Here is a 20420-nt window from a genome sequence, read left to right on the forward strand (position 1 = left end):
TACAGGGGGCGTTGGCGCAGGGATTTCGCGGATAAGATCCGCTCCTACCGGATGATGCCGAACGCTCAGCGCCCACCCGGCGTCGGGCGCAGCCAGTAGCAGGCCTCTTCGCCAGCCACCAGCGGGCCGCCGTGGTCTTCCTCCAGGCTCGGGTAGTCGGCGCGGCGCTGCCAGAGGGCGAACCAGCGTTCGTCCTTTTCGTCCTCGATGGTCGGCGGCCTTACCTGGTCGCGGAAGCGCCTTTCGCAGGCGCCCCATTGCACGAAGTTCACCTGGGCCTCGATCAGGCTGACCGCGTTGGCCCCGCCGCGCGCGTCGGGGAAACACAGTTGCAGCAGATCGTCTTCCCAGAAGCAGATCGGGCAGATTTCGTAGGAGCCCGGCGCGTCGGCGAAGCTGAAGTGGCCGCAGCAGGGGCAGGTGTAGAGCATCAGGCCTGCTCCAGCCCCAGTACCTTCAGCAGGAAGCCGTATTCCAGCGCCACGTCCTTCAGCCCCTGGTAGCGGCCGCTCATGCCGCCGTGGCCGGCTCCCAGTTCTGTCTTGAGCAGCAGCAGCTTGTCGTCGGTCTTGCTGACGCGCAGCTTGGCCACCCACTTGGCCGCTTCCCAGTACTGCACGCGGCTGTCGTTGTAGCCGGCCACCACCAGCATCGCCGGGTAGTCCTGGGCACAGACGTTCTCGTAGGGCGCGTAGGCGCGGATGCGCTGGTACACCTCCGGCTCCTGCGGGTTGCCCCACTCGTCGTACTCGGTGACGGTCAGCGGCAGGTCGGGGTTGAGCATGCTGTTGAGTACGTCCACGAAAGGCACTTCGGCGATGGCTGCGGCGAACTGTTGCGGACGCTGGTTGAGCACCGCGCCCATCAGCAGGCCGCCGGCGCTGCCGCCGCTGATCGCGGTCTGCTGCGGGGTGCTGTAGCCCTCGGCGCAGAGGTGTTCGGCGCAGGCGATGAAGTCGCTGAAGCTGTTCTGCTTGTGCGCCAGCTTGCCGGCGCGGTACCAGGCCTCGCCCAGTTCGCCGCCGCCGCGGACGTGGGCGATGGCGAAGACGAAGCCGCGCTCCAGCAGGCTCAGGCGGGCGTGGGAGAACCAGGGATCGAGGCTCATGCCGTAGGCGCCGTAGCCGTAGAGGTAGAGCGGCGCAGGGCGGCCAGCGGCGATGCCGTCGAGCACCTCGCGGCGCGCTACCAGGCTGATCGGCACCTGCACGCCGTCCACGCTCGTTGCCCAGAGCCGGCGGCTCACGTAGGCGTCGGCGTCGAACGGGCCTTCCACCGGGGTTTCCTTGAGGACTTTCTGCTCGCCGTCGAGCAGGCCCAGCTGGCGGATCTGCGCGGGGCGGTTGAGCGCTTCGTAGCGCAGGCGGATCACCTGGCTGTGGAACTCCAGGCTGTCCTGCACGTACAGGTTGTAGGCCGCGTCCGGCAGCTCGACGCGGCGCGGCTCCTGTCCTTGCGCGCGCACTTCGATGATCGGCAGGCCGCCTTCGCGCAGGCTGAGGATGAAGGCGTCGCGGTTCAGGGTGATGTCTTCGAGCATCACGCTGTCGCGGTGGGCGATCAGCTCGCGCCAGTGCTCGCGGGTCGGCTGCGCTTCGCTGGCGGTGTAGAGGGCGAAGTTGATGCCGCTCTGGTTGCTGCGCACGAACCAGGTCCACTCGCCGTCGAGTAGGCCGTGGTCGACGTGGTACTCGTGCTCTTCCTGGCGCGGCGCCAGGCAGCGGAACTCACCGAGCGGGGTTTCCGCGTCGAGCACCCAGGCTTCGCTGGTGGTCTTGCTGCCGAGCAGCAGCACCAGCTGGCGCTCGGAACTGGCGCGGTAGCAGTGCAGGAAGAAGCGCCCGTCGGGCTCCTCGAAGACCAGCTCGGCGCCTTCCTCACCGAGGGTGTGGCGGTACAGCTTGTGCGGGCGATGGGTGTCGTCCAGCTCGCCGAAGAACAGCGTGCGGCTGTCGTTGGCCCAGGTCATGCTGCCGTCGCAGTCGTCGAAGGCCAGTTCCGTCACGGTGCCGCTGTCGAGGTCCTTCACATAGAGCTGGTAGATCTCGTCGCCGCTGGTGTCGAGGCTGTAGGCCAGGCGCGAATGGTCGGGGCTGATGCTGAAAGCGCCGAGGGAGATGAAGCCACCGGCGGCCAGTTCATTGGGGTCGAGCAGCAACTGCTCGGCGTTCTCGTCCACGACCAGGGAGCCATCGGCCGGGCGCGGGCAGCGGTAGTGACGCGGGTATTCGTCGCCGGCGGTGGTGCGCTGGTAGTACATCCAGGGGCCCCAGGGCGAGGGCAGCGAGAGGTCGGTCTCGCGGATGCGGCCCTTGATCTCCTGGAAGAGCTTTTCGCGCAGCGCTTGCTGGTCGGTCAGTTGCTCGTCGAGGTAGGCGTTCTCCGCCTTGAGGTAGTCGAGCACCTCCTCGGCATCGCGGTTCTCCAGCCAGGCGTAAGGGTCGGCGGCGGCTTCGCGGCGGGCGATGGGGGGCTGGCGGTCGGTCATGGCGGCTCCTTGGCGGGGCAGGGGTGACGCCCGGCTGCGCACCCGCAAGTAAAAAAGGGCTATCATAAGCCCCCCTCCGCCGCCATCGCACGCACGCGCATGAACCAACACGATTATGAACTCGCCTGGGCCGTCTACCTGGCTGCTGGCTTAGGTCTGCTGCTGGTCTGGTTCCTGATGACCGACTGGATGTGGCGTTGGCTGCGCGAGCCGCTGCGGGTGATTGTGCTGGTCCTGCTGTTCACCCCGACCCCGGTCGACCCGGCGAACAACGAGTACGCCCCGGCCATCGCCATCACCGCCCTGGACATCCTGTTCAAGGTTGGCAATAACGCCTGGCGCGCGGTCTCCGATCTGGCCCTGGTACTCTTGGCGGCCTTCGTCGTCTACCTGATTTTCGTCGCCGTGCGCTGGCCGATCGAACGTGCCGCGAAGAAGCGCCGCGAGCGCGCCGAGGCGGAAGCCGAGCCGACCATGCGGCAGATGATGCAGCCCTCGCTCATGCCCGACGTCGACAGCCGCACCGACGAGCGTGGCGACCGCCGCATGCGCATCGAGCCGCGCCTCTGATCCTGCCTGGGCGCCGCCCTTGCGCGGCGCCGGATCGGCGTTCAGCATGACGGCATCGTCCCTGCGGAACCTGCCCGATGCCGTTTCTGTACAGCGCGCGCTCCATGCGCGCCCCTGACAAATCCACCTGCTTGCCCGTGCCGGGCTGCCTGCCACGGGAGGTCTGAGCCATGTGCGAACTGCTCGGCATGAGCGCCAACGTGCCCACCGATATCGTCTTCAGCTTCACCGGCCTGATGCAGCGCGGTGGCGGCACCGGCCCGCATCGCGACGGCTGGGGCATCGCTTTCTACGAAGGGCGCGGCGTGCGCCTGTTCCAGGACCCGCAGGCGAGCATCGATTCGGAAGTGGCGCGCCTGGTGCAGCGCTACCCGATCAAGAGCGAAACCGTGATTGGCCACATCCGCCAGGCCAACGTCGGCAAGGTCTGCCTGTCCAATACCCACCCCTTCGTGCGCGAACTCGGCGGGCGCTACTGGACCTTCGCGCACAACGGCCAGCTGAGCGACTTCAACCCGCCGCCGGGGATGTACCGGCCGGTGGGCGACACCGACAGCGAAGCGGCCTTCTGCGACCTGCTAAACCGCGTGCGCCGGGCCTTCCCCGAGCCGGTGCCGGTGGAGGTGCTGCTGCCGACGCTGATCTCGGCCTGCGCCGAATACCGCCAGAAAGGCGTGTTCAACTGCCTGCTGAGCGACGGTGATTGGTTGTTCACCTTCTGCTCGAGCAAGCTGGCGTACATTACCCGCCGCGCGCCCTTCGGTCCGGCGCGCCTGAAGGATGCCGACCTGACCGTCGACTTCCAGGCGGAAACCACGCCCGACGACGTGGTGACGGTGGTCGCCACCGAACCGCTGACCGACAACGAGAGCTGGACCCTGCAACAGAGTGGCGAATGGATGCTCTGGTGGCGCGGTGAGATTCTCGACCAGGGCCGCGTCTGAGAGGGGGACTCCCATGCTGCGCAGTTACATTCGCCTGGTGCTGTTCGCCATCGGCCTGCTGGTCGGGGTGCAGGTGCCGGGCTTCATCAAGGATTACGCCCTGCGTGTGGATGCCCATCGGGCGGAAGCGGCGCAGGCCCTGGACGGCTTCCGCAGCACGGCGGGGCAGTACTTCAGCGGCGATCTCAATGCCCTGGTGGCGCATTACCGCGGCAGCCCCGACCCGGTGTTCCAGCGCGACGGCGACAACGTCGAGCGCGTGCTGCGCCGTTCCCAGCTGTTCGACCGCGAATGGCAGATTCTTCAAGGCCCCTGGTACACCCGCGCCTGGCACCTGTTCAGTGCGCCCAACCGCGAACTGTTGGAAGAAACCCTGAGCGGCTACAGCTACCAGGTGCTGCTGTCGCCGGAAGCCATCGGCTGGGCGATTGGCGGCGGCCTGCTGCTGTCCTGGATCGTCGAGCTGTTGATGGTCTCGATCGGCGCGCTGGTGGGGCTTGGCGACAACCGCCAGACGGCGGCGCGGCGGCACTGGAGCTGAGCGCCGTTCTTGCGTAGGAGCGAGCTTGCTCGCGAATGGATTCCCGGCCGCTACCGTGCCGGACCGGTTCGCGAGCAAGCTCGCTCCTACATGTGGTTTCTCCCTCAGCCGCGGGCGTTGATGGCCCGCTGGTTCGACAGATAGACGTTGTCGCGCTCCGGCGCTTCGCCACTCTTCACGGCTGCTACCCACTCGTCCGTGCTCAGCACCGCGGCGAACGACGAATGCAGCACCACGCTGAACACCCGGTGAATCTCCTCGGCGGTGGCCGCGCCAGCGCGGTTGGCGTAGGGCAGCGAGCCGCTGGCGTCGTGCAGGAACTCCACGTCCCAGCCCTCATGGGCCGCCTGCCGCGCGGTGGCGTCGTCGCAGTTGTGGGTCATGTAGCCGACGATGGCCAGGGTGTCGATATTCCGCTCGCGCAGCCAGTCGCCCAGGCCGGTGCCGAACAGGGCGCTGGCTTCGGACTTGGTCACTTCATGCTGGTAGGGCCGCGCCGCCACTTCGGGGTGCAGGGCGGCGCCGTGGCTGCCGACAGCGAAGATCGGCGCGCTCTCCGGTGCCAGGTGCAGCACCCGCACGACCGGGATGCCGGCAGCCTGGGCGGCGTCCATGGCGCGCAGGATGTTGGGCAGGGACTCCCGGACCGGCGGGTATTCGATGCGCAGGTTGCCGTCGAAGTATTCGTTCTGCACGTCGATGACGATCAGGGCGCGATTGGCTTTCTGGCTCATGGCGAGGCCTCGTTGGGTGGGAAGTGGAGCCATTGTGGGATGACGAGCGGCGCCACCGTGAGTGGCCCGAATGACAGCTTTCGCTAGAATTGGGCCAACTCCTTCGCTCGCCGGATTGCCCGCCATGGACCTGCACCGTGTCGCCGTGGTCGCCTTCGACCAGATCAGCCCGTTCCACCTGTCGGTCCCTTGCCTGGTCTTCGGCGAAGGCGACCCGGGCGGCGAGCGGGTGCGCTTCGAACTGCTCGTGTGCGCCGCCGAACCCGGGCCGCTGCGCACCAGCGCCGGCTTCAGCATTGTCACGGAGCACGGCCTGGAAGCGCTGGCCAGCGCCGACACGGTGATAGTTCCGAGCTGGCGCGATCCCGAGGAGCGCCCGCCGCAAGCGCTGCTCGACGCCCTGGTGGCCGCCGCCGAGCGCGGCGCGCAACTGGTCGGCCTGTGCCTGGGGGCCTTCGTCCTGGCCGAAACCGGGCTGCTCGACGGTCGCGTGGCGACCACCCACTGGCTGTGCGCGGAGCAGTTCACCCAGCGTTTTCCGGCGGTGCGCGTGGCGCCGGACGTGCTCTACGTCGACGACGGCCCGATCCTGACTTCCGCCGGCACCGTGGCGGGCATCGACTGCTGCCTGCACTTGCTGCGCGAGCGCTGCGGCGCGCAACTGAGCAACCAGCAGGCGCGTTACATGGTGGTGGCGCCGCACCGCCAGGGCGGCCAGGCGCAGTTCGTCGAACAGCCCTTGCCGGCGACTGCGCGGGACAACCGGCTATCCGGCCTGCTCGACTGGGTGCGCGAGCGCCTCGACCAGCCCCATGACCTGGACAGCCTGGCCGAGCGCGCGTTGATGAGCCGGCGCAGCTTCAGCCGGCATTTCCGCCAGTTGACCGGCAGCACCCTGGGCGACTGGCTGCGCAGCGAGCGTCTGGCCCTGGCGCAGCGGTTGCTGGAGTCCACCGAACAGCCGATCCCCGAGGTCGCCTGCCTGTCGGGCTTCGGTTCGGTCGCCTCGTTGCGCCAGCATTTCGCTGCGGCGCTGGGGGTGTCGCCGAGTGCGTATCGGCAGGCGTTCAGGGGTTAGCGCCGGGGAGCACTGCGTACACCTGTAGGAGCGCGCCATGCGCGCGATTCGCGGCCATGGGCCGCTCCTACAAGGGGACCGTACCCTGGGTTTCACGGGCTCGTAGGATACGGTTGAGCGCAGCGAAACCCATGCGGCATGGGTTTCGTGCCTCAACCCATCCTACGTAGGACGCTGTTCTTATTCCGCCAGCGCCTTCTCCGGCAATTCGTTGCGCCGATAGGGGAAGACATCGATCACCTTGCCCGCGCGGATCTGCGCCTGCAGGCCCTTCCAGTAGTCGGCGTCATAGAGGTCGCCGTGCAGCTTGGCGAACAGCCGGCGCTGCTTGAGGTCGGCGAACAGGAAGCGCGGGAACTCCTCGGGGAAGACGTCGTTCGGCCCCACCGAGTACCAGGGCTCGGAGGCCATCTCGTCCTCTTCGTAGCGCGGCGGCGGGATGTGCCGAAAGTTCACTTCGGTGAGGTAGAGGATCTCGTCATAGTCGTAGAACACCACGCGGCCGTGGCGGGTGACGCCGAAGTTCTTCAGCAGCATGTCGCCGGGAAAGATGTTGGCCGCCGCCAGTTGCTTGATGGCCAGGCCGTAGTCGTAGAGGGTTTCCTCCTGCTGCGCCTGGGTGGCGTGCTCCAGGTAGAGGTTCAGCGGGATCATGCGGCGCTCGGTCCAGCAGTGGCGGATCAGCACCACGTCGCCTTCGAGCACCACGGTGGACGGCGCCACTTCGAGCAGTTCGGCCAGGCACTCGGGGTCGAACTTGCTCAGCGGGAAGCGGAAGTCGGCGAATTGCTGGGTGTCGGCCAGGCGGCCGACGCGGTCGTGGTTCTTCACCAGCTGGTACTTCTGCACCACGGTGGCGTGGTCTACGGTCTTCGCCGGGTTGAAGTTGTCCTTGATGATCTTGAACACGGTGTTGAAGCCGGGGAGGGTGAACACGCTCATCACCATCCCGCGCACGCCGGGGGCCATGACGAAGCGGTCGTCGGTGGTCGCCAGGTGGTTGATCAGCGCGCGGTAGAACTCGCTCTTGCCCTGTTTGTAGAAGCCGATCGAGGTGTACAGCTCGGCGATGTGCTTGCCCGGCAGCAGGCGCTTGAGGAAGGCCACCAGCTCCGCCGGCACCGGCACGTCGACCATGAAGTAGGAGCGGGTGAAGGAGAAGATGATCGACACCTCCGCCTCGTCGGTGATCACGGTGTCGAAACGGATGCCCTGGCCTTCGCGGTGGATCAGCGGGAACACCAGCGGCCACTGCTCGTCCGGGGTGAACAGGCGACCGACCAGGTAGGCGCCCTTGTTGCGGTAGAACACCGAGCCGATCAGCTCCAGGGTCAGTTCCGGGTCCTTGCATACCCAGTCCGGCAGGTTGCTGTGCAGCAGCGTTTCCAGGCGCGCCAGGTCACCTTCGGCATCCTCGTAGGGCACATTGAAGCGGTAGTCGACGAGGATTTGTTCCAGCGTCTTGCGCAGGTGGCCTTGCGGACGATAGATGCGGGTGTGCGGATCGCGCGCGTGGGGGCGCAGCGACGGCCGCGTGGTGTGCACGAACATGGTGCCGTCGCTGATGTTGTCGTGGCTGAACAGGCCGCAGAAGATCGAGTTGAACCAGGTTTCCGCCAGCTCGTCGTCGTTGCGCGGGTCGATCAGGCCGATGTAGGCGCTCTTGATCAGCGGCCAGCGCTCGACGTCGTGCAGGTCGGCCGCCGCGAACTCGCGGGTCAGGCGCGCCACCGTCTCGCCGACCTTCTCCTCGTAGAGGTTGATGCGCGCCGCCGAGGCGTGCTGGATTTCCTGCCATTGCGCCTGCTCGAAGCGCGCCGGGGCGCCGTCGGTGATCTGCCGGAAGCCTTCGCGGTAGTCGTCGAATCCTTGCAGGATGGCCTGTGCGATCGGGGCGTGGGACATGGACGCGGCTCGCTTGAGGGGAGTGAAGCGAGCTTAGCCAGAGTCCCGGAGGGGCGAAAGCGCGCCGACCGACCGGGCGGTCGGAGTTTGAAAGTCACCTCCGTGTTGCCGTGCGCACCCAGGCGGTTAAGCTCGTCACCTTCTCCCTGCCTCGAACCACCGTCATGCGCCCAACCGATCTGCTCCGCCTCTTCAGCCTGGCTGCCATCTGGGGTGCCAGTTTCCTGTTCATGCGCCAGTTGGTGCCGGCCATCGGCGTGATGCCGACCGCGTTCCTGCGCGTGGTGCTCTCGGCCATCGGCCTGTTCGCCATCCTGGGCGCGATGCGCGTGCCCTGGGCGTTTCGCGGCAAGCTCAAGGCGATGCTGCTGATCGGCACCATCAGTTCGGGCATCCCGGTGCTGATGTTTAGCCTCGCCGCACGCTTCCTGCCGGCGGGCTACTCGGCGATCTTCAACGCCACCACGCCACTGATGGGCGTGCTGGTCGGCAGCCTGTTCTTCGGCGAGCGCCTGACCCCGGCGAAGGCCCTCGGCATCGGCATGGGGCTGGCGGGCGTGGCGGTGCTCAGCGGCGCCGGTCCCGCTCCCTTCGACAGCAAGCTGCTGCTGGGCGCAGGCGCCTGCCTGGTGGCGACCACCTGCTACGGTTTCGCCGGCTACCTGACCAAGCGCTGGGTCAACGACCAGGGCGGGCTGGACAGCCGCGTCACCGCCTTCGCCAACCAGCTGGGCGCGACCCTTTGCCTGCTGCCGGTGTTCGCCGCCACCAGCCTGGACATGCCGCTGGCGCCCCTGGCCCAGCCGTCGATATGGCTGGCCCTGGCCGGGCTCGGGCTGCTCTGCACGTCCTTCGCTTACATCGTGTACTTCCGCCTGCTCGCCGATATCGGCCCGCTGAAGACCATGACGGTGACCTTCCTGATCCCGCCGTTCGGGGTGTTCTGGGGCGTGCTGCTTCTGGGCGAACAGGTGTCCTGGGCGCACCTGCAGGGCGGCGTACTGATCGCCCTGGCGCTCTGGCTGGTGCTGCGTCCCGCACCGGTGGCACGGGACGCGCAAAGCGCCTGAGCGGCTCAGCTGGCTTCGGTTTGCGCCTCGCCTCCGCGCTCGCGCGGCTGGCGGAACACCAGCAGCAGGCCAGCCACGATCAGCGCCATTCCGAGCAGGCTGAGCGGGCCGAGGCGGTTGCCGAAGGCCAGGTAGTCGAGCAGTGCGGTCACCGCCGGCACCAGGTAGAACAGGCTGGTGACCTGCACCAGGTTGCCGCGGGCGATCAGCCGGTAGAGCAGCAGGGTCGCTCCCACCGACACCAGCAGGCCCATCCACAGGAGGCTAAGCAGCAACTCCGGGCTCCAGTCGAAATGCAGCGGCTGGGTCGGCAGTAGCGCCAGGCACAGCAGCAGGCCGGCGACGTACTGCAGCGGCAGGCTACCCAGCGGGCTCTCGGTCAGGCCCTTCTGCAGCAGGGTGCCGAAGGTGATGCCGAGCAGCGCCAGCAGAGCGCAGGCGAGCCCGCCGAGGGTGAGGCCGGCCATGCCGATGCCTTGCCAGACCACCAGCACCAGGCCGCCAAGGCCGAGCAGCAGGCCGACCAGGCGCGCCGCGGAGAAGCGCCGTTCAGTGAGCAGCCCGGTGAGGATCGGCTGCACGCCGAGCAAGGTGGCGATCAGCCCCGGCGTCACCTGCAGTTGCAGGGCCCAGACGTAGCAGATCGGGTAGAAGCCGAGCAGCACCAGCCCGGTGAGCAGGGCGCGGCGGCGCTCGCGTGGCTGTTTCGGCAGACGCAAGCCGAGCAGCGGGCCGAGGATCAGCAAGGCGCCCAGGGCGATGGCGAAGCGGCCGATCAGGAAGGCCACGGGCGAGGCGTGGGCGAGACCCCACTTGGAAACGATGGCGGCGCTGCTCCAGAGCAGCACGAAAAAGCTGGCGCTGGTCACGCCGACCAGGCTGGAAGCGTTGATTCGGGACATGGTGTCACCTGTCTTGCAAGCGATGGGGAACGACCGCGGCGCGAAGGCGCGGCGGCAATGCGTTCAGGGAAAGCGCTTGGGCGCTGTCAGTGGGCGCGAACGCCCGGCGGCGGGCAGGCCGCTACGCACGGGGGCGGAGGCGCTGCGACCGCAGCGAGGGGAGGCGACAGGAGGGCGACGGCATCGCGCAGACGAACACCCGCTTCGCCGTGGGCGGCGCTGGAAGCTGCGAACTGTGCGAGGGCAAGGGACATGGCCGGGATCTGCGTGGTGGATGCGTCGGAGGGGACTATAGCGAGCCCCGCCGAGGCTGGCGAGCCGGGCGAGAGTCGCGCGGCAATCGCGCGAGTCCGGCGGCAATTCGCCGGGTGGAGTGCGCTCCCGCCGGGGCGGGAGCGCGAGGGGCTTACTTGCCGGTCTTGATGGTGTTCCAGACGCGTGTGCGCAGGCGGTCGATCTTCTGCGGCATCGACTGCAGGGCGAACAGCTTGGCCATCTTCTCCTGCGGCGGGTAGATCGCCGGGTCCGCCTTGATCGCCGCGTCCACCAGCGGGTCGGCGGCCAGGTTGCCGTTGGCGTAGTGCACCGAGTTGCTGATGCCGGCCATCACGTCAGGACGCAGCAGGTAGTTCATGAAGGCGTAGCCGGCCTTCTCGTCGGGCGCGTCGGCCGGCATGGCGACCATGTCGAACCACAGCGGCGAGCCTTCCTTCGGCGTGGAGTACTGGATTTCCACGCCGTTCTTGGCTTCCTTGGCGCGGGTGGCGGCCTGCAGCACGTCGCCGGAGAAGCCGACCACCATGCAGATCTCGCCGTTGGCCAGGTCGCTGACGTACTTCGAGGAGTGGAAGTAGCGGATGTACGGACGCACCTTCACCAGCGCCGCCTCAGCCTTCTTGTAGTCCTCGGGGTTCTGGCTGTGGTGCGGCAGGCCCAGGTAGTTGAGGGTGATCGGCAGCAGCTCGGGGCCGTTGTCCAGCACCGCCACGCCGCACTTGGCGAGCTTCTCCATGTTCTCCGGCTTGAAGAACAGGTCCCAGGAATCGACCGGCGCGTTGTCGCCCAGCACGGCCTTGATCTTGGCCGGGTTGTAGCCGATGCCGGTGGTGCCCCACAGGTAGGGGAAGCCGTGTTCGTTGCCCGGGTCGTTGACCTCCAGGGCCTTCATCAGCACCGGGTTGAGGTTCTTCCAGTTGGGCAACTGGCTCTTGTCCAGCTTCTTCAGGGCGCCGGCCTGGATCTGCTTGGCCATGAAGTGGTTGGAGGGGAAGACCACGTCGTAGCCGGACTTGCCGGTCATCAGCTTGCCGTCGAGGGTCTCGTTGCTGTCGTAGACGTCGTAGGTGGCCTGGATGCCGGTTTCCTTGGTGAAGTTCGGCACGGTTTCCGGAGCGATGTACTCGGACCAGTTGTAGATCTTCACGGTGTCGGCGGCCTGGGCGGCGGCGACCATGGAGACGGAAAGCGCGAGGGCACTGAGCAGCGGTGCGGTTGTTTTCATTGTTGTTTCCTGACGGCGAACGGAGAGGGCCTGACCGGGTTGCGATTGGGCCTGGCGAAGAAATAACCGGATTGCCGACGGATTTGGAGACGCTGCGGTTGCCTGCGGACCCGCAGACAGGGGAGGAGAGGGCGCCGCCCCGTGATGGGGCGGCGCGGGGCCTTACTGCACCTTTTCCTGTTCGTCGAACATGCCTTCGAAGAGCATGCTCGACAGGTAGCGTTCGGCCGAGTCGGGGAGGATCACCACGATGGTCTTGCCCTGCATGGCCGGTTCCTCGGCCAGGCGCACGGCCACCGCCATGGCGGCGCCGCTGGAAATGCCGCAGAGGATGCCTTCTTCCTGCATCAGGCGGCGGGCCATGCTGCGGGCCTCGTCGTCGGTGACCGTCTCGACGCGGTCGACCATCGCAAGGTCAAGGTTCTTCGGCACGAAGCCGGCGCCGATGCCTTGGATCTTGTGCGGGCTGGGCTTCACTTCCTCGCCGGCGAGGGTCTGGCTGATGACCGGCGAGCTGACCGGCTCCACCGCCACCGAGAGGATCGGCTTGCCCTTGGTGTTCTTGATGAAGCGCGAGATGCCGCTGATGGTGCCGCCGGTGCCGACCCCGGCTACCAGCACGTCGACCGCGCCGTCGGTGTCGTTCCAGATCTCCGGGCCGGTGGTCTTCTCGTGGATCGCCGGGTTGGCAGGGTTCTCGAACTGCTGCGGCATGAAGTACTGGTCGGGGTGTTCGGCGACCAGCTCCTCGGCCTTGGCGATGGCGCCCTTCATGCCCTTGGCCGGCTCGGTGAGGATCAGCTCGGCACCCAGGGCCTTGAGCACCTGGCGGCGTTCCAGGCTCATCGACGCAGGCATGGTCAGCACCAGCTTGTAGCCGCGCGCGGCAGCGACGAAGGCCAGGCCGATGCCGGTGTTGCCGGAGGTCGGCTCGATGATCTTCATGCCCGGCTTGAGGCGGCCGCTGGATTCGGCATCCCAGATCATGCTGGCGCCGATGCGGCATTTCACCGAATAGCCGGGGTTGCGGCCCTCGGTCTTGGCCAGGATGGTGACGCCGCGCGGCGCGATGCTGTTGATCTGCACCAGCGGCGTGTTGCCGATGGACTGCGCGTTGTCTGCGAAGATGCGACTCATGTTGGGTTGTCCTTGTGGAGGCGATGCTGACCCACCAGCCTATTCCGCGGCGCAGTGGCCGTAAAGCCGCGAAACCGGCGGAAAGATCGGTCCCAGGGCCCCGCAGGCGGTGCCAGGGTGGAGGCCGAAAGGCGCGGTTCGACGAAGGGACGAGTGGTCGTGCATTCAATGACTGAATGCCTGCCCTGCGTTCACAGTTGGCGGACCCGCGCGGTATAGTCGCAGTCTGTTTCCCCTAATTCCTTCAGACCGGGCCTACGCCCGGCGACACCCGTTCGAGGATTTCCCGATGAAGTTCGAAGGCACCCAGTCCTACGTCGCCACCGACGACCTCAAGCTGGCGGTCAACGCCTCCATCACCCTGCAGCGTCCGCTGCTGGTGAAGGGCGAGCCGGGCACCGGCAAGACCATGCTCGCCGAGCAGCTCGCCGCGGCCTTCGGCGCCAAGCTGATCACCTGGCACATCAAGTCCACCACCAAGGCCCACCAGGGCCTCTACGAGTACGACGCGGTCAGCCGCCTGCGCGACTCGCAGCTGGGCGTGGACAAGGTCCACGACGTGCGCAACTACATCAAGAAGGGCAAGCTCTGGGAGGCCTTCGAGGCCGAAGAGCGCGTGATTCTGCTGATCGACGAGATCGACAAGGCCGACATCGAGTTCCCCAACGACCTGTTGCAGGAACTCGACAAGATGGAGTTCTACGTTTACGAGACCAACGAGACCATCAAGGCCAAGCAGCGCCCGATCATCATCATCACCTCGAACAACGAGAAGGAACTGCCGGACGCCTTCCTGCGCCGCTGCTTCTTCCACTACATCGCCTTCCCCGACCGCGACACCCTGCAGAAGATCGTCGACGTGCACTTCCCGGCCATCAAGCAATCGCTGGTCAGCGAAGCGCTGGACGTGTTCTTCGACGTGCGCAAGGTCCCGGGCCTGAAGAAGAAGCCGTCCACCAGCGAGCTGGTCGACTGGCTGAAGCTGCTGATGGCCGACGACATCGGCGAAGCCGTGCTGCGCGAGCGCGATCCGACCAAGGCCATCCCGCCGCTGGCTGGCGCCCTGGTGAAGAACGAGCAGGACGTGCAATTGCTCGAGCGCCTCGCCTTCATGAGCCGCCGCGCCAGTCGTTAAATTGGGCTGCTGCGCGTCGGCCATGCTGCGTTGGAATCAGACTCGGAAAGCCACTTGTGGCTAACGCACTTTAGTGCGGCCCCGTAGGGGCGAGCGGAGCGAGTAATGCTCATTTACAATCGTAGACTCCGCTTCCTCGTCTGATTCCGCCTTGCCTGGCTCTAGCTCGCGAGCCCTAGCACCGAGTGCAAAAGGAGCATTGCTCCTGAATCAATGAATTCATGAGGCATGCAGCCATGCTGCTCAACCTGTTCAATGAAATGCGCGCGGCCAAGGTGCCGGTGTCGGTGCGCGAGCTGCTCGACCTGATCGATGCGCTCAAGCACCGCGTCGTGTACGCCGACATGGACGAGTTCTACTACCTCGCCCGCACCATCATGGTGAAGGACGAGCGCCATTTCGATAAGTTCGACCGGGCTTTCGGCGCCTACTTCAAGGGCCTGGAAAAGCTCGATGACCACCTCAAGGCCCTGATCCCCGAGGAATGGCTGCGCAAGGAGTTCGAGCGCATGCTGACCGACGAGGAGAAGGCGCAGATCCAGTCCCTGGGCGGCCTGGACAAGCTCATCGAGGAGTTCAAGAAGCGCCTCGAGGAGCAGAAGGAACGCCACGCCGGCGGCAACAAGTGGATCGGTACCGGCGGCACCAGCCCGTTCGGTTCGGGCGGCTTCAACCCCGAGGGCATCCGCGTCGGCGACGCCGGCAAGCGCCAGGGCAAGGCCGCCAAGGTCTGGGACCAGCGCGAGTACAAGAACCTCGACGACCAGGTCGAGCTGGGCACGCGCAACATCAAGATCGCCCTGCGCCGCCTGCGCAAGTTCGCCCGCGAAGGCGCCGCGGAAGAGCTGGACATCGACGGCACCATCGACCACACGGCCAAGGACGCCGGGCTGCTCAACATCCAGATGCGCCCGGAGCGCCGCAACACCGTGAAGCTCCTGCTGCTGCTCGACATCGGCGGCTCCATGGACGCCCACGTGAAGGTCTGCGAGGAGCTGTTCTCGGCCTGCAAGACCGAGTTCAAGCACCTGGAGTACTTCTACTTCCACAACTTCATCTACGAGTCGGTGTGGAAGAACAACCTGCGCCGCACCAACGAACGCACCGCGACCTTCGACCTGCTGCACAAGTACGGGCCGGACTACAAGGTGGTGTTCGTCGGCGACGCAGCGATGGCGCCCTACGAGATCACCCAGGCCGGCGGCAGCGTCGAGCACTGGAACGAGGAAGCCGGCTACGTGTGGATGCAGCGCTTCATGGAGAAGTACAAGAAGCTCATCTGGATCAACCCGTATCCGAAGGAAACCTGGAACTACACCGCCTCCACCAACCTGGTGCGCGAGCTGGTGAAGGACCAGATGTTCCCGCTGACCCTGCGCGGGTTGGAAGAGGGCATGCGCTTCCTCTCACGGGGTTGACGCGAAAAGGGCCGGCAGCAAGCCGGCCCTTTTGTTTTGTAGGAGCGAGCTTGCTCGCGAACCCCACGGCACAGGGTACCCCTGTAGGAGCGGCCCATGGCCGCGAATCGCGGGCATGGCCCGCTCCTACACGATTGCATCGGCGCGGGGATTTTCGCGGATGAATCCGCTCCTGCAGGATCACGCCGAACAGCCCACTCTCCCGCTGCGGGAGAGGGTTGGGGAGAGGGAACAGAATCACCTCGAAACGCCGTCGCACCCGTGAGGCAACGTTCGCGAGCAAGCTCGCTCCTACCTCTCGATCGCGCTCCGGCACGCAACTTGCCTTGCCAATGACCTCGCTCCCGGCGGTAACATCGGGGGCGCGTCGTAGCGCACCGATGGGCAAGACATGACCGCTAACACGTTCTCCCGCAATACCTGGCTCAACTCCCTGCACATGTCCTCGCTGACCGTCTCCCTGCTGGAAGCCGAAGGGCATGGGCGTGACAGCATTCTCGAAGGCAGCGGTATCACCCAGGCGGACCTGCTCGATCTGCGCCGGCTGGTCAGCCCCTGGCAGGAGCAACAGGTGTTCGCCAACGCCGAGCGCCTGGCCGCCGAGCCGGCGCTGGGCTTGCGGCTGGGGCTGCGGACGCGTATCTCGGCCTATGGCCTGCTGGGCTATGCGCTGCTTTCCGCGCCGACCTTTGGCGAAGCGCTGCGGATCGGCCTGAGCTATCCGGTGCTGCTGGGCACCTACTTCCACCTGGAGTTGAGTGTCGAAGGCGAGGTGGCCTGGCTGGTCGCCACCCGCTATGGCGAAGACGAGGCGTTGCGGCCGTTCAATACCGAACTGTGCCTGGGGTCGCTGAAAGTGACCTGCGGCGACCTGCTCGGCGAGCCCCTGGAACTGCTCTACGCCGAGTTCGACTACGCCAGCTCCGCCGAGCGCGAGGCAGCCTATGCCGCCGGTTTCGGGTGCGAGTTGCGCTTCGGCGCCAAGCGTAGTGCCTTCGGTTTCCCCGCTGCCTGGCTGGAACGGCGCCTGCCGCTGGCCGACCCGGTGACCCACCGCGAGATGCTCGAACAGTGCCGCCGGCAGAACGTCGACCTGGCCGCGCGCCGCGCCTGGCTGGACAAGGTGCGCGCCATCCTCGGCGAGCGCCTGCAATCGCCGCCGGGGCTGGAAGAGCTGGCGCGGCGCCTGAACTGCTCCTCGCGCAGCCTGCGCCGGCACCTGCAGCAACAGCAGACCAGCTACCAGCAACTGCTCGACGAACTGCGCTTCGCCCGCGCCAAGGAGCTGCTGCAGGGCGGCGACATGCCGATCTACCGCATCGCCGAGGAGCTCGGCTTCAGCGAGACGGCCAGCCTGCGCCATGCCTTCCAGCGCTGGAGCGGCCAGCCGCCGAGCCATTTCCGCGCCTGACACATCCGCGCTGCGTTTACCGCCTTGCCTCCAGGATCAGATTGAACGGCGTTTCCGCCGCGCGGCGGAAACTGCCGAAGCCGGCTTCCTCGAACACCTTGCGCAGACGCGCCTCGCCGGCTTGCGCGCCGAGGCCGAGGCCGACTTCCTGGGACAGCGAGTTGGGCGTGCAGATAAAGGTGGAGGCGGCGTAGTACAGGCGCCCGACAGGTGTCTTGTTGTCGTCCAGGTGGTCGTGCGCATAGGGCTCGACCAGCAACACTGTGCCGTCCGGGGCCAGGCGCTGCAGGGCGTGGCGGGCGGCGCCCACCGGGTCGCCCATGTCGTGCAGGCAGTCGAAGAAGCAGATCAGGTCGAACTCGCCCGGATAGTCCTTGGCGCTGGCCTTGGCGAAGCTCACCCGCTCGGCGACGCCCGCGTCGGCGGCGCGGCGGGTCGCGGTGTCGATCGACGGGCCGTGGTAGTCGAAGCCCTGGAAGCGCGAGGCCGGGTAGGCCTTGGCCATGACGATGGTCGAGGCGCCGTGGCCGCAGCCGACGTCGGCGACCCGTGCGCCGGCCTGCAGCTTGGCGGTGACGCCTTCCAGCGCCGGAATCCATTCATCGACCAGGTGCGCGCGGTAGCCGGGGCGGAAGAACCGCTCGGTGCCATGGAACAGGCACGGGTGGTGGTCGCCCCAGGCCAGGGCGCCGTCACCGCGCATGGCGGCGATCAGCTTGTCCTTGTCCTGGTACATCGAGGCCAGCACGCTGGCGCCGCCGGCCACGTAGACTGGCGAATCCTCGTTGGCCAGGGCCATGGCCTGCTCTTCGGGCAGGCGGAACTTGCCGCCGTCGTGTTCGAGGTAGCCAGCCGCCGCCTGCGCGTTGAGCCATTCGCGCAGCAGGCGCGGGTGGCAGCCGGTGCGTTCGGCGAGGGCTTCGGGGGTGACCGGCTGGCTGTCGGCCATCGCCTTGTAGATGCCCAACTCGTCGCCGAGGATGACGCTGGCGAGCATCGCCGCGCCGCCCATGTCGGTGACCAGGCGTCCCATGAAGTCTTGCAGTTTGGCTTCGTCCACGGCGCTTCCTCCTCTGCGGGGGCCAGTCGTTCAGCCGTGGGCGGGCATGCGTGGGGCTGGCCTGGGGTGGGTTTGCGAAGCTGCCGGAGCGCGGCGCGAACGGCGGGGAGGGGCGGTGGACGGGACCGTCGGATCGGCACCAGCGTAGCGGCAGTCGGACGCGTGCCGGCAGCTGGAAATTCACGCGTCCACACCGGTCCGTTGCGCAGGTGTCCCCTCTGCGGGGCGTGCTTTGAGTTTAGTTCCGTGCTCTGAAAGCCGCATGTGGCGCGACGTCCGGCCGGACTGCTGTCGAAATGTATAACGCCAATTCGCTCTGCCGCGTTGGCTGGCCCTGTGCCATAACTCCACCAGCCAACCGCCACGGAGCGCCGCCATGAACCACGCCGAACAGCAGCTCAGCAAGACCCTGCGCAGCCTGGTCTACAACCTGGAACTGGCCTCGTACAACATGCGTACTTCGCAGGCGTTCGTCGAAGACGCGGTGCTGGCGGGGATGCTCGGCGCCGATGCGCAGCGCCTGGCACTGGCCGCCGAGGCCATGCAGGGATTGCTGGGGGAGGTGCAGGATGGCCGCATCTGCCGCCTGCAGCAGCAACAGGATGGGCGTCGCGCCGGTTGAGCGGCCTAGCTCAGCCCGCCGTTCTGCATGATCTGCGCGATGATCGGCACCGGCGTCATCAGGTGGCTGCGCATCATCTCGCTGGCTTTCGCCGCGTCGCGGGCCAGGATCGCCTCGACCAGCGCGGCGTGCTCCTGGCGCTTGAGCTCCAGCGCCTGCTCGGAAAACACCGTTTGCGTCAGCCACAGGTGGCGGTAGCGCTCGGCCTGGTCGAACAGGTAGGTGCGCGCCTGTAGCAGGTGCTTGGAGCCGCAGCCCTGGGCGATGGCGGTGTGGAAGGCCTTGTGGCGTTCGTCCCAGACATCCAGGCGCTGCTCGCGGGTCTTCACCTCGACGACCTTGGCCAGGGTGTGCGAATGCGCCAGCACCTGCGCTTCCCAGGCGTCGTCGCCGCGCTGGATGGCCAGGCCGACGATCATCGCTTCGAGGTTGGCGCGGGCGTCATAGATGTCGCGCATCTCTTCCAGCGACATGGGCGCGACGCGGTAGCCCTTCTGGCTGATGGCTACGACCAGGTGCTCCGCGACCAGCTGCGAAAGCGCCTCGCGCAGCGGACCCACGCCGAGGTCGTAGCGCTCCTTCAGGGTGCTCATCAGCAGCTTTTCGCCCGGTTTGAAGACACCGCGGATGATGTCCTTCTTGAGCTTTTCGTACCCGCTGAAGGCCGAGTTCTGACGGGGGGCGACGGCTTCCAAATCCAGCTCCTGCAAGGGTTTAGCTGGCGATCATACCCAAATGTCGTATGGACGAAAAACAATAGACAAGGCACTGTTTTGTCTGTGATTTAGAAAAATGTAGACATTTTGTATTTGTGGCGATATTTTGATCCTGCCCGCCTGATCCAGGTCATTGCCGGACGGCGCCAACCCATCTTTGCCAGGACATCGCCATGAACGCCTTCACCTCCATCCAGGACCTCGTCATGCCCCTGCCGCTGGAGACCCGCGGCTTCTCGGTAGCGCCGTCGGCGCAGTCGCCGCGCCTGCTCGAGCTGACCTTCGCCCGCGACACCGTGGAGGCCTTCGTCAAGGCCGTGGCCCAGTGGCCTGTACAGGCCCTGGAGTACAAGTCGTTCCTGCGCTTCCGCATCGCCCAGATCCTCGACGAGCTGTGCGAAGGCACCCTGCGTCCGGTGGTGCTGAACACCATCCTCGACCGTGGCACCGGCGGCATGCTGATCAAGCCCGAAGGGCTGGATGACGCGGCCCAGGCCGAAGACATGGTCAAGTTCTCCACCGCCGTTGCGCACCTGATCGGCCGTTCCAACTACGACGCCATGAGCGGCCAGTTCTACGCCCGCTTCGTGGTGCTCAACACCGACAACTCCGACAGCTACCTGCGCCAGCCGCACCGCGTCATGGAGCTGCACAACGACGGCACCTTCGTGAATCAGATCACCGACTACGTGCTGATGATGAAGATCGAAGAAAAGAACATGGAAGGCGGCAACTCGCTGATCCTGCACCTGGACGACTGGGCCGATCTGGACGAGTTCTACCGCCACCCGCTGGCCCGCCGCGAGATGCGCTGGACCGCGCCGCCGAGCAAGAAGGTCAGCGAGGACGTGTTCCACGCGGTGTTCGATACTGACGCCGAAGGTCGCCCGACCATGCGCTACATCGACCAGTTCGTGCAGCCGAAGGACTTCGAGGAAGGCATCTGGTTGAACGCCCTGTCCGAGTCCCTGGAAGGCAGCCCGGCCAAGCTTTCGGTGCCGGTGCCGCAGGGCTGCTTCCTGCTGATCAACAACCTGTTCTGGCTGCACGGCCGCGACCGCTTCACCCCGCACGAGGGCCTGCGCCGCGAACTGATGCGCCAGCGCGGCTACATCGCCTACCAGAAGCCGCTGTACCAGCGCGGCCAGTAATTTCGACAGCGTCACCCTTGCCGTAGGGGCGAGCTGG

19 protein-coding genes are annotated in these 20420 nt (G+C 66.6%); 10 read left to right on the top strand and 9 right to left on the bottom strand.

Annotated elements, in window-relative coordinates:
* Positions 1 to 65: 65 nt before the first annotated feature.
* Positions 66 to 431, bottom strand: coding sequence for a CPCC family cysteine-rich protein (locus tag ACA097_RS21430; protein WP_043253814.1), 366 nt, complete (start codon positions 429 to 431; stop codon positions 66 to 68).
* Positions 431 to 2488, bottom strand: a complete 2058-nt coding sequence (locus ACA097_RS21435; RefSeq protein WP_371365838.1) for a S9 family peptidase — start codon at positions 2486 to 2488, stop codon at positions 431 to 433. The genes ACA097_RS21430 and ACA097_RS21435 overlap by 1 nt, the downstream gene beginning before the upstream one ends.
* Positions 2489 to 2587: 99 nt before the next feature.
* On the opposite strand from ACA097_RS21435, the gene ACA097_RS21440 reads away from it, so the two are divergent.
* From ACA097_RS21440 to ACA097_RS21450, 3 genes are all read left to right on the top strand, one after another.
* Positions 2588 to 3058, top strand: coding sequence for a hypothetical protein (locus tag ACA097_RS21440; RefSeq protein ID WP_043253809.1), 471 nt, complete (start codon positions 2588 to 2590; stop codon positions 3056 to 3058).
* A gap of 170 nt (positions 3059 to 3228) precedes the next feature.
* Positions 3229 to 4002, top strand: a complete 774-nt coding sequence (locus ACA097_RS21445) for a class II glutamine amidotransferase (protein ID WP_160287884.1) — start codon at positions 3229 to 3231, stop codon at positions 4000 to 4002.
* A 13-nt stretch (positions 4003 to 4015) separates the two neighbouring features.
* Entirely contained in the window at positions 4016 to 4543 is a 528-nt protein-coding gene (locus ACA097_RS21450; protein WP_371365841.1) for a DUF2937 family protein, read from the top strand.
* A 104-nt stretch (positions 4544 to 4647) separates the two neighbouring features.
* Here ACA097_RS21450 and ACA097_RS21455 read toward each other — a convergent pair whose 3' ends face one another.
* Positions 4648 to 5277: a cysteine hydrolase family protein gene (locus tag ACA097_RS21455; RefSeq protein WP_371365843.1), complete on the bottom strand. Its 630-nt coding sequence runs from the start codon at positions 5275 to 5277 to the stop codon at positions 4648 to 4650.
* Between the two features lie 124 nt (positions 5278 to 5401).
* On the opposite strand from ACA097_RS21455, the gene ACA097_RS21460 reads away from it, so the two are divergent.
* Positions 5402 to 6355: a GlxA family transcriptional regulator gene (locus ACA097_RS21460; protein ID WP_043253803.1), complete on the top strand. Its 954-nt coding sequence runs from the start codon at positions 5402 to 5404 to the stop codon at positions 6353 to 6355.
* A 180-nt stretch (positions 6356 to 6535) separates the two neighbouring features.
* Here ACA097_RS21460 and aceK read toward each other — a convergent pair whose 3' ends face one another.
* Positions 6536 to 8260 carry a bifunctional isocitrate dehydrogenase kinase/phosphatase gene (aceK, locus tag ACA097_RS21465; protein ID WP_371365845.1) on the bottom strand — a complete coding sequence of 575 codons (1725 nt, stop codon included), beginning with the start codon at positions 8258 to 8260 and terminating at the stop codon, positions 6536 to 6538.
* Between the two features lie 164 nt (positions 8261 to 8424).
* Between aceK and ACA097_RS21470 the strand changes: the two genes are divergently transcribed.
* Positions 8425 to 9330 (top strand): DMT family transporter, encoded by a 906-nt coding sequence (locus ACA097_RS21470; RefSeq protein ID WP_371365847.1) that lies wholly within the window; start codon positions 8425 to 8427, stop codon positions 9328 to 9330.
* Positions 9331 to 9335: 5 nt separating this feature from the next.
* Here ACA097_RS21470 and ACA097_RS21475 read toward each other — a convergent pair whose 3' ends face one another.
* The 3 genes from ACA097_RS21475 to cysK all read right to left on the bottom strand — a co-directional run bounded on the left by ACA097_RS21475 (position 9336) and on the right by cysK (position 12870).
* Complete coding sequence (locus tag ACA097_RS21475) at positions 9336 to 10232, bottom strand: DMT family transporter (RefSeq protein WP_371365849.1); 897 nt, start codon at positions 10230 to 10232, stop codon at positions 9336 to 9338.
* Between the two features lie 406 nt (positions 10233 to 10638).
* Positions 10639 to 11685: a polyamine ABC transporter substrate-binding protein gene (locus ACA097_RS21480; RefSeq protein WP_371370554.1), complete on the bottom strand. Its 1047-nt coding sequence runs from the start codon at positions 11683 to 11685 to the stop codon at positions 10639 to 10641.
* A gap of 210 nt (positions 11686 to 11895) precedes the next feature.
* The gene (gene cysK, locus ACA097_RS21485; RefSeq protein WP_160287877.1) at positions 11896 to 12870 is read right to left on the bottom strand and encodes a cysteine synthase A; all 975 of its coding nucleotides are present in this window, start codon (positions 12868 to 12870) and stop codon (positions 11896 to 11898) included.
* A gap of 289 nt (positions 12871 to 13159) precedes the next feature.
* On the opposite strand from cysK, the gene ACA097_RS21490 reads away from it, so the two are divergent.
* The 3 genes from ACA097_RS21490 (at position 13160) to ACA097_RS21500 (ending at position 16834) form a co-directional block, all read left to right on the top strand.
* On the top strand, positions 13160 to 14005 hold the full coding sequence (locus ACA097_RS21490; RefSeq protein WP_371365851.1) for an AAA family ATPase: 846 nt from the start codon (positions 13160 to 13162) through the stop codon (positions 14003 to 14005).
* 236 nt (positions 14006 to 14241) lie between these two features.
* On the top strand, positions 14242 to 15423 hold the full coding sequence (locus ACA097_RS21495) for a VWA domain-containing protein (protein ID WP_043253794.1): 1182 nt from the start codon (positions 14242 to 14244) through the stop codon (positions 15421 to 15423).
* Positions 15424 to 15814: 391 nt separating this feature from the next.
* The gene (locus tag ACA097_RS21500; RefSeq protein WP_371365853.1) at positions 15815 to 16834 is read left to right on the top strand and encodes an AraC family transcriptional regulator ligand-binding domain-containing protein; all 1020 of its coding nucleotides are present in this window, start codon (positions 15815 to 15817) and stop codon (positions 16832 to 16834) included.
* Between the two features lie 16 nt (positions 16835 to 16850).
* Here ACA097_RS21500 and ACA097_RS21505 read toward each other — a convergent pair whose 3' ends face one another.
* Positions 16851 to 17894: a class I SAM-dependent methyltransferase gene (locus tag ACA097_RS21505; protein WP_371365855.1), complete on the bottom strand. Its 1044-nt coding sequence runs from the start codon at positions 17892 to 17894 to the stop codon at positions 16851 to 16853.
* A gap of 376 nt (positions 17895 to 18270) precedes the next feature.
* On the opposite strand from ACA097_RS21505, the gene ACA097_RS21510 reads away from it, so the two are divergent.
* The gene (locus tag ACA097_RS21510; protein WP_043253789.1) at positions 18271 to 18516 is read left to right on the top strand and encodes a hypothetical protein; all 246 of its coding nucleotides are present in this window, start codon (positions 18271 to 18273) and stop codon (positions 18514 to 18516) included.
* 5 nt (positions 18517 to 18521) lie between these two features.
* Here ACA097_RS21510 and csiR read toward each other — a convergent pair whose 3' ends face one another.
* Positions 18522 to 19211: a DNA-binding transcriptional regulator CsiR gene (gene csiR, locus ACA097_RS21515; protein WP_371365857.1), complete on the bottom strand. Its 690-nt coding sequence runs from the start codon at positions 19209 to 19211 to the stop codon at positions 18522 to 18524.
* 194 nt (positions 19212 to 19405) lie between these two features.
* On the opposite strand from csiR, the gene glaH reads away from it, so the two are divergent.
* Entirely contained in the window at positions 19406 to 20383 is a 978-nt protein-coding gene (gene glaH / locus ACA097_RS21520) for a glutarate dioxygenase GlaH (protein WP_371365859.1), read from the top strand.
* Positions 20384 to 20420 lie beyond the last annotated feature (37 nt).

This window comes from Pseudomonas sp. QL9 (assembly GCF_041409665.1).
Classification (GTDB): domain Bacteria; phylum Pseudomonadota; class Gammaproteobacteria; order Pseudomonadales; family Pseudomonadaceae; genus Pseudomonas; species Pseudomonas knackmussii.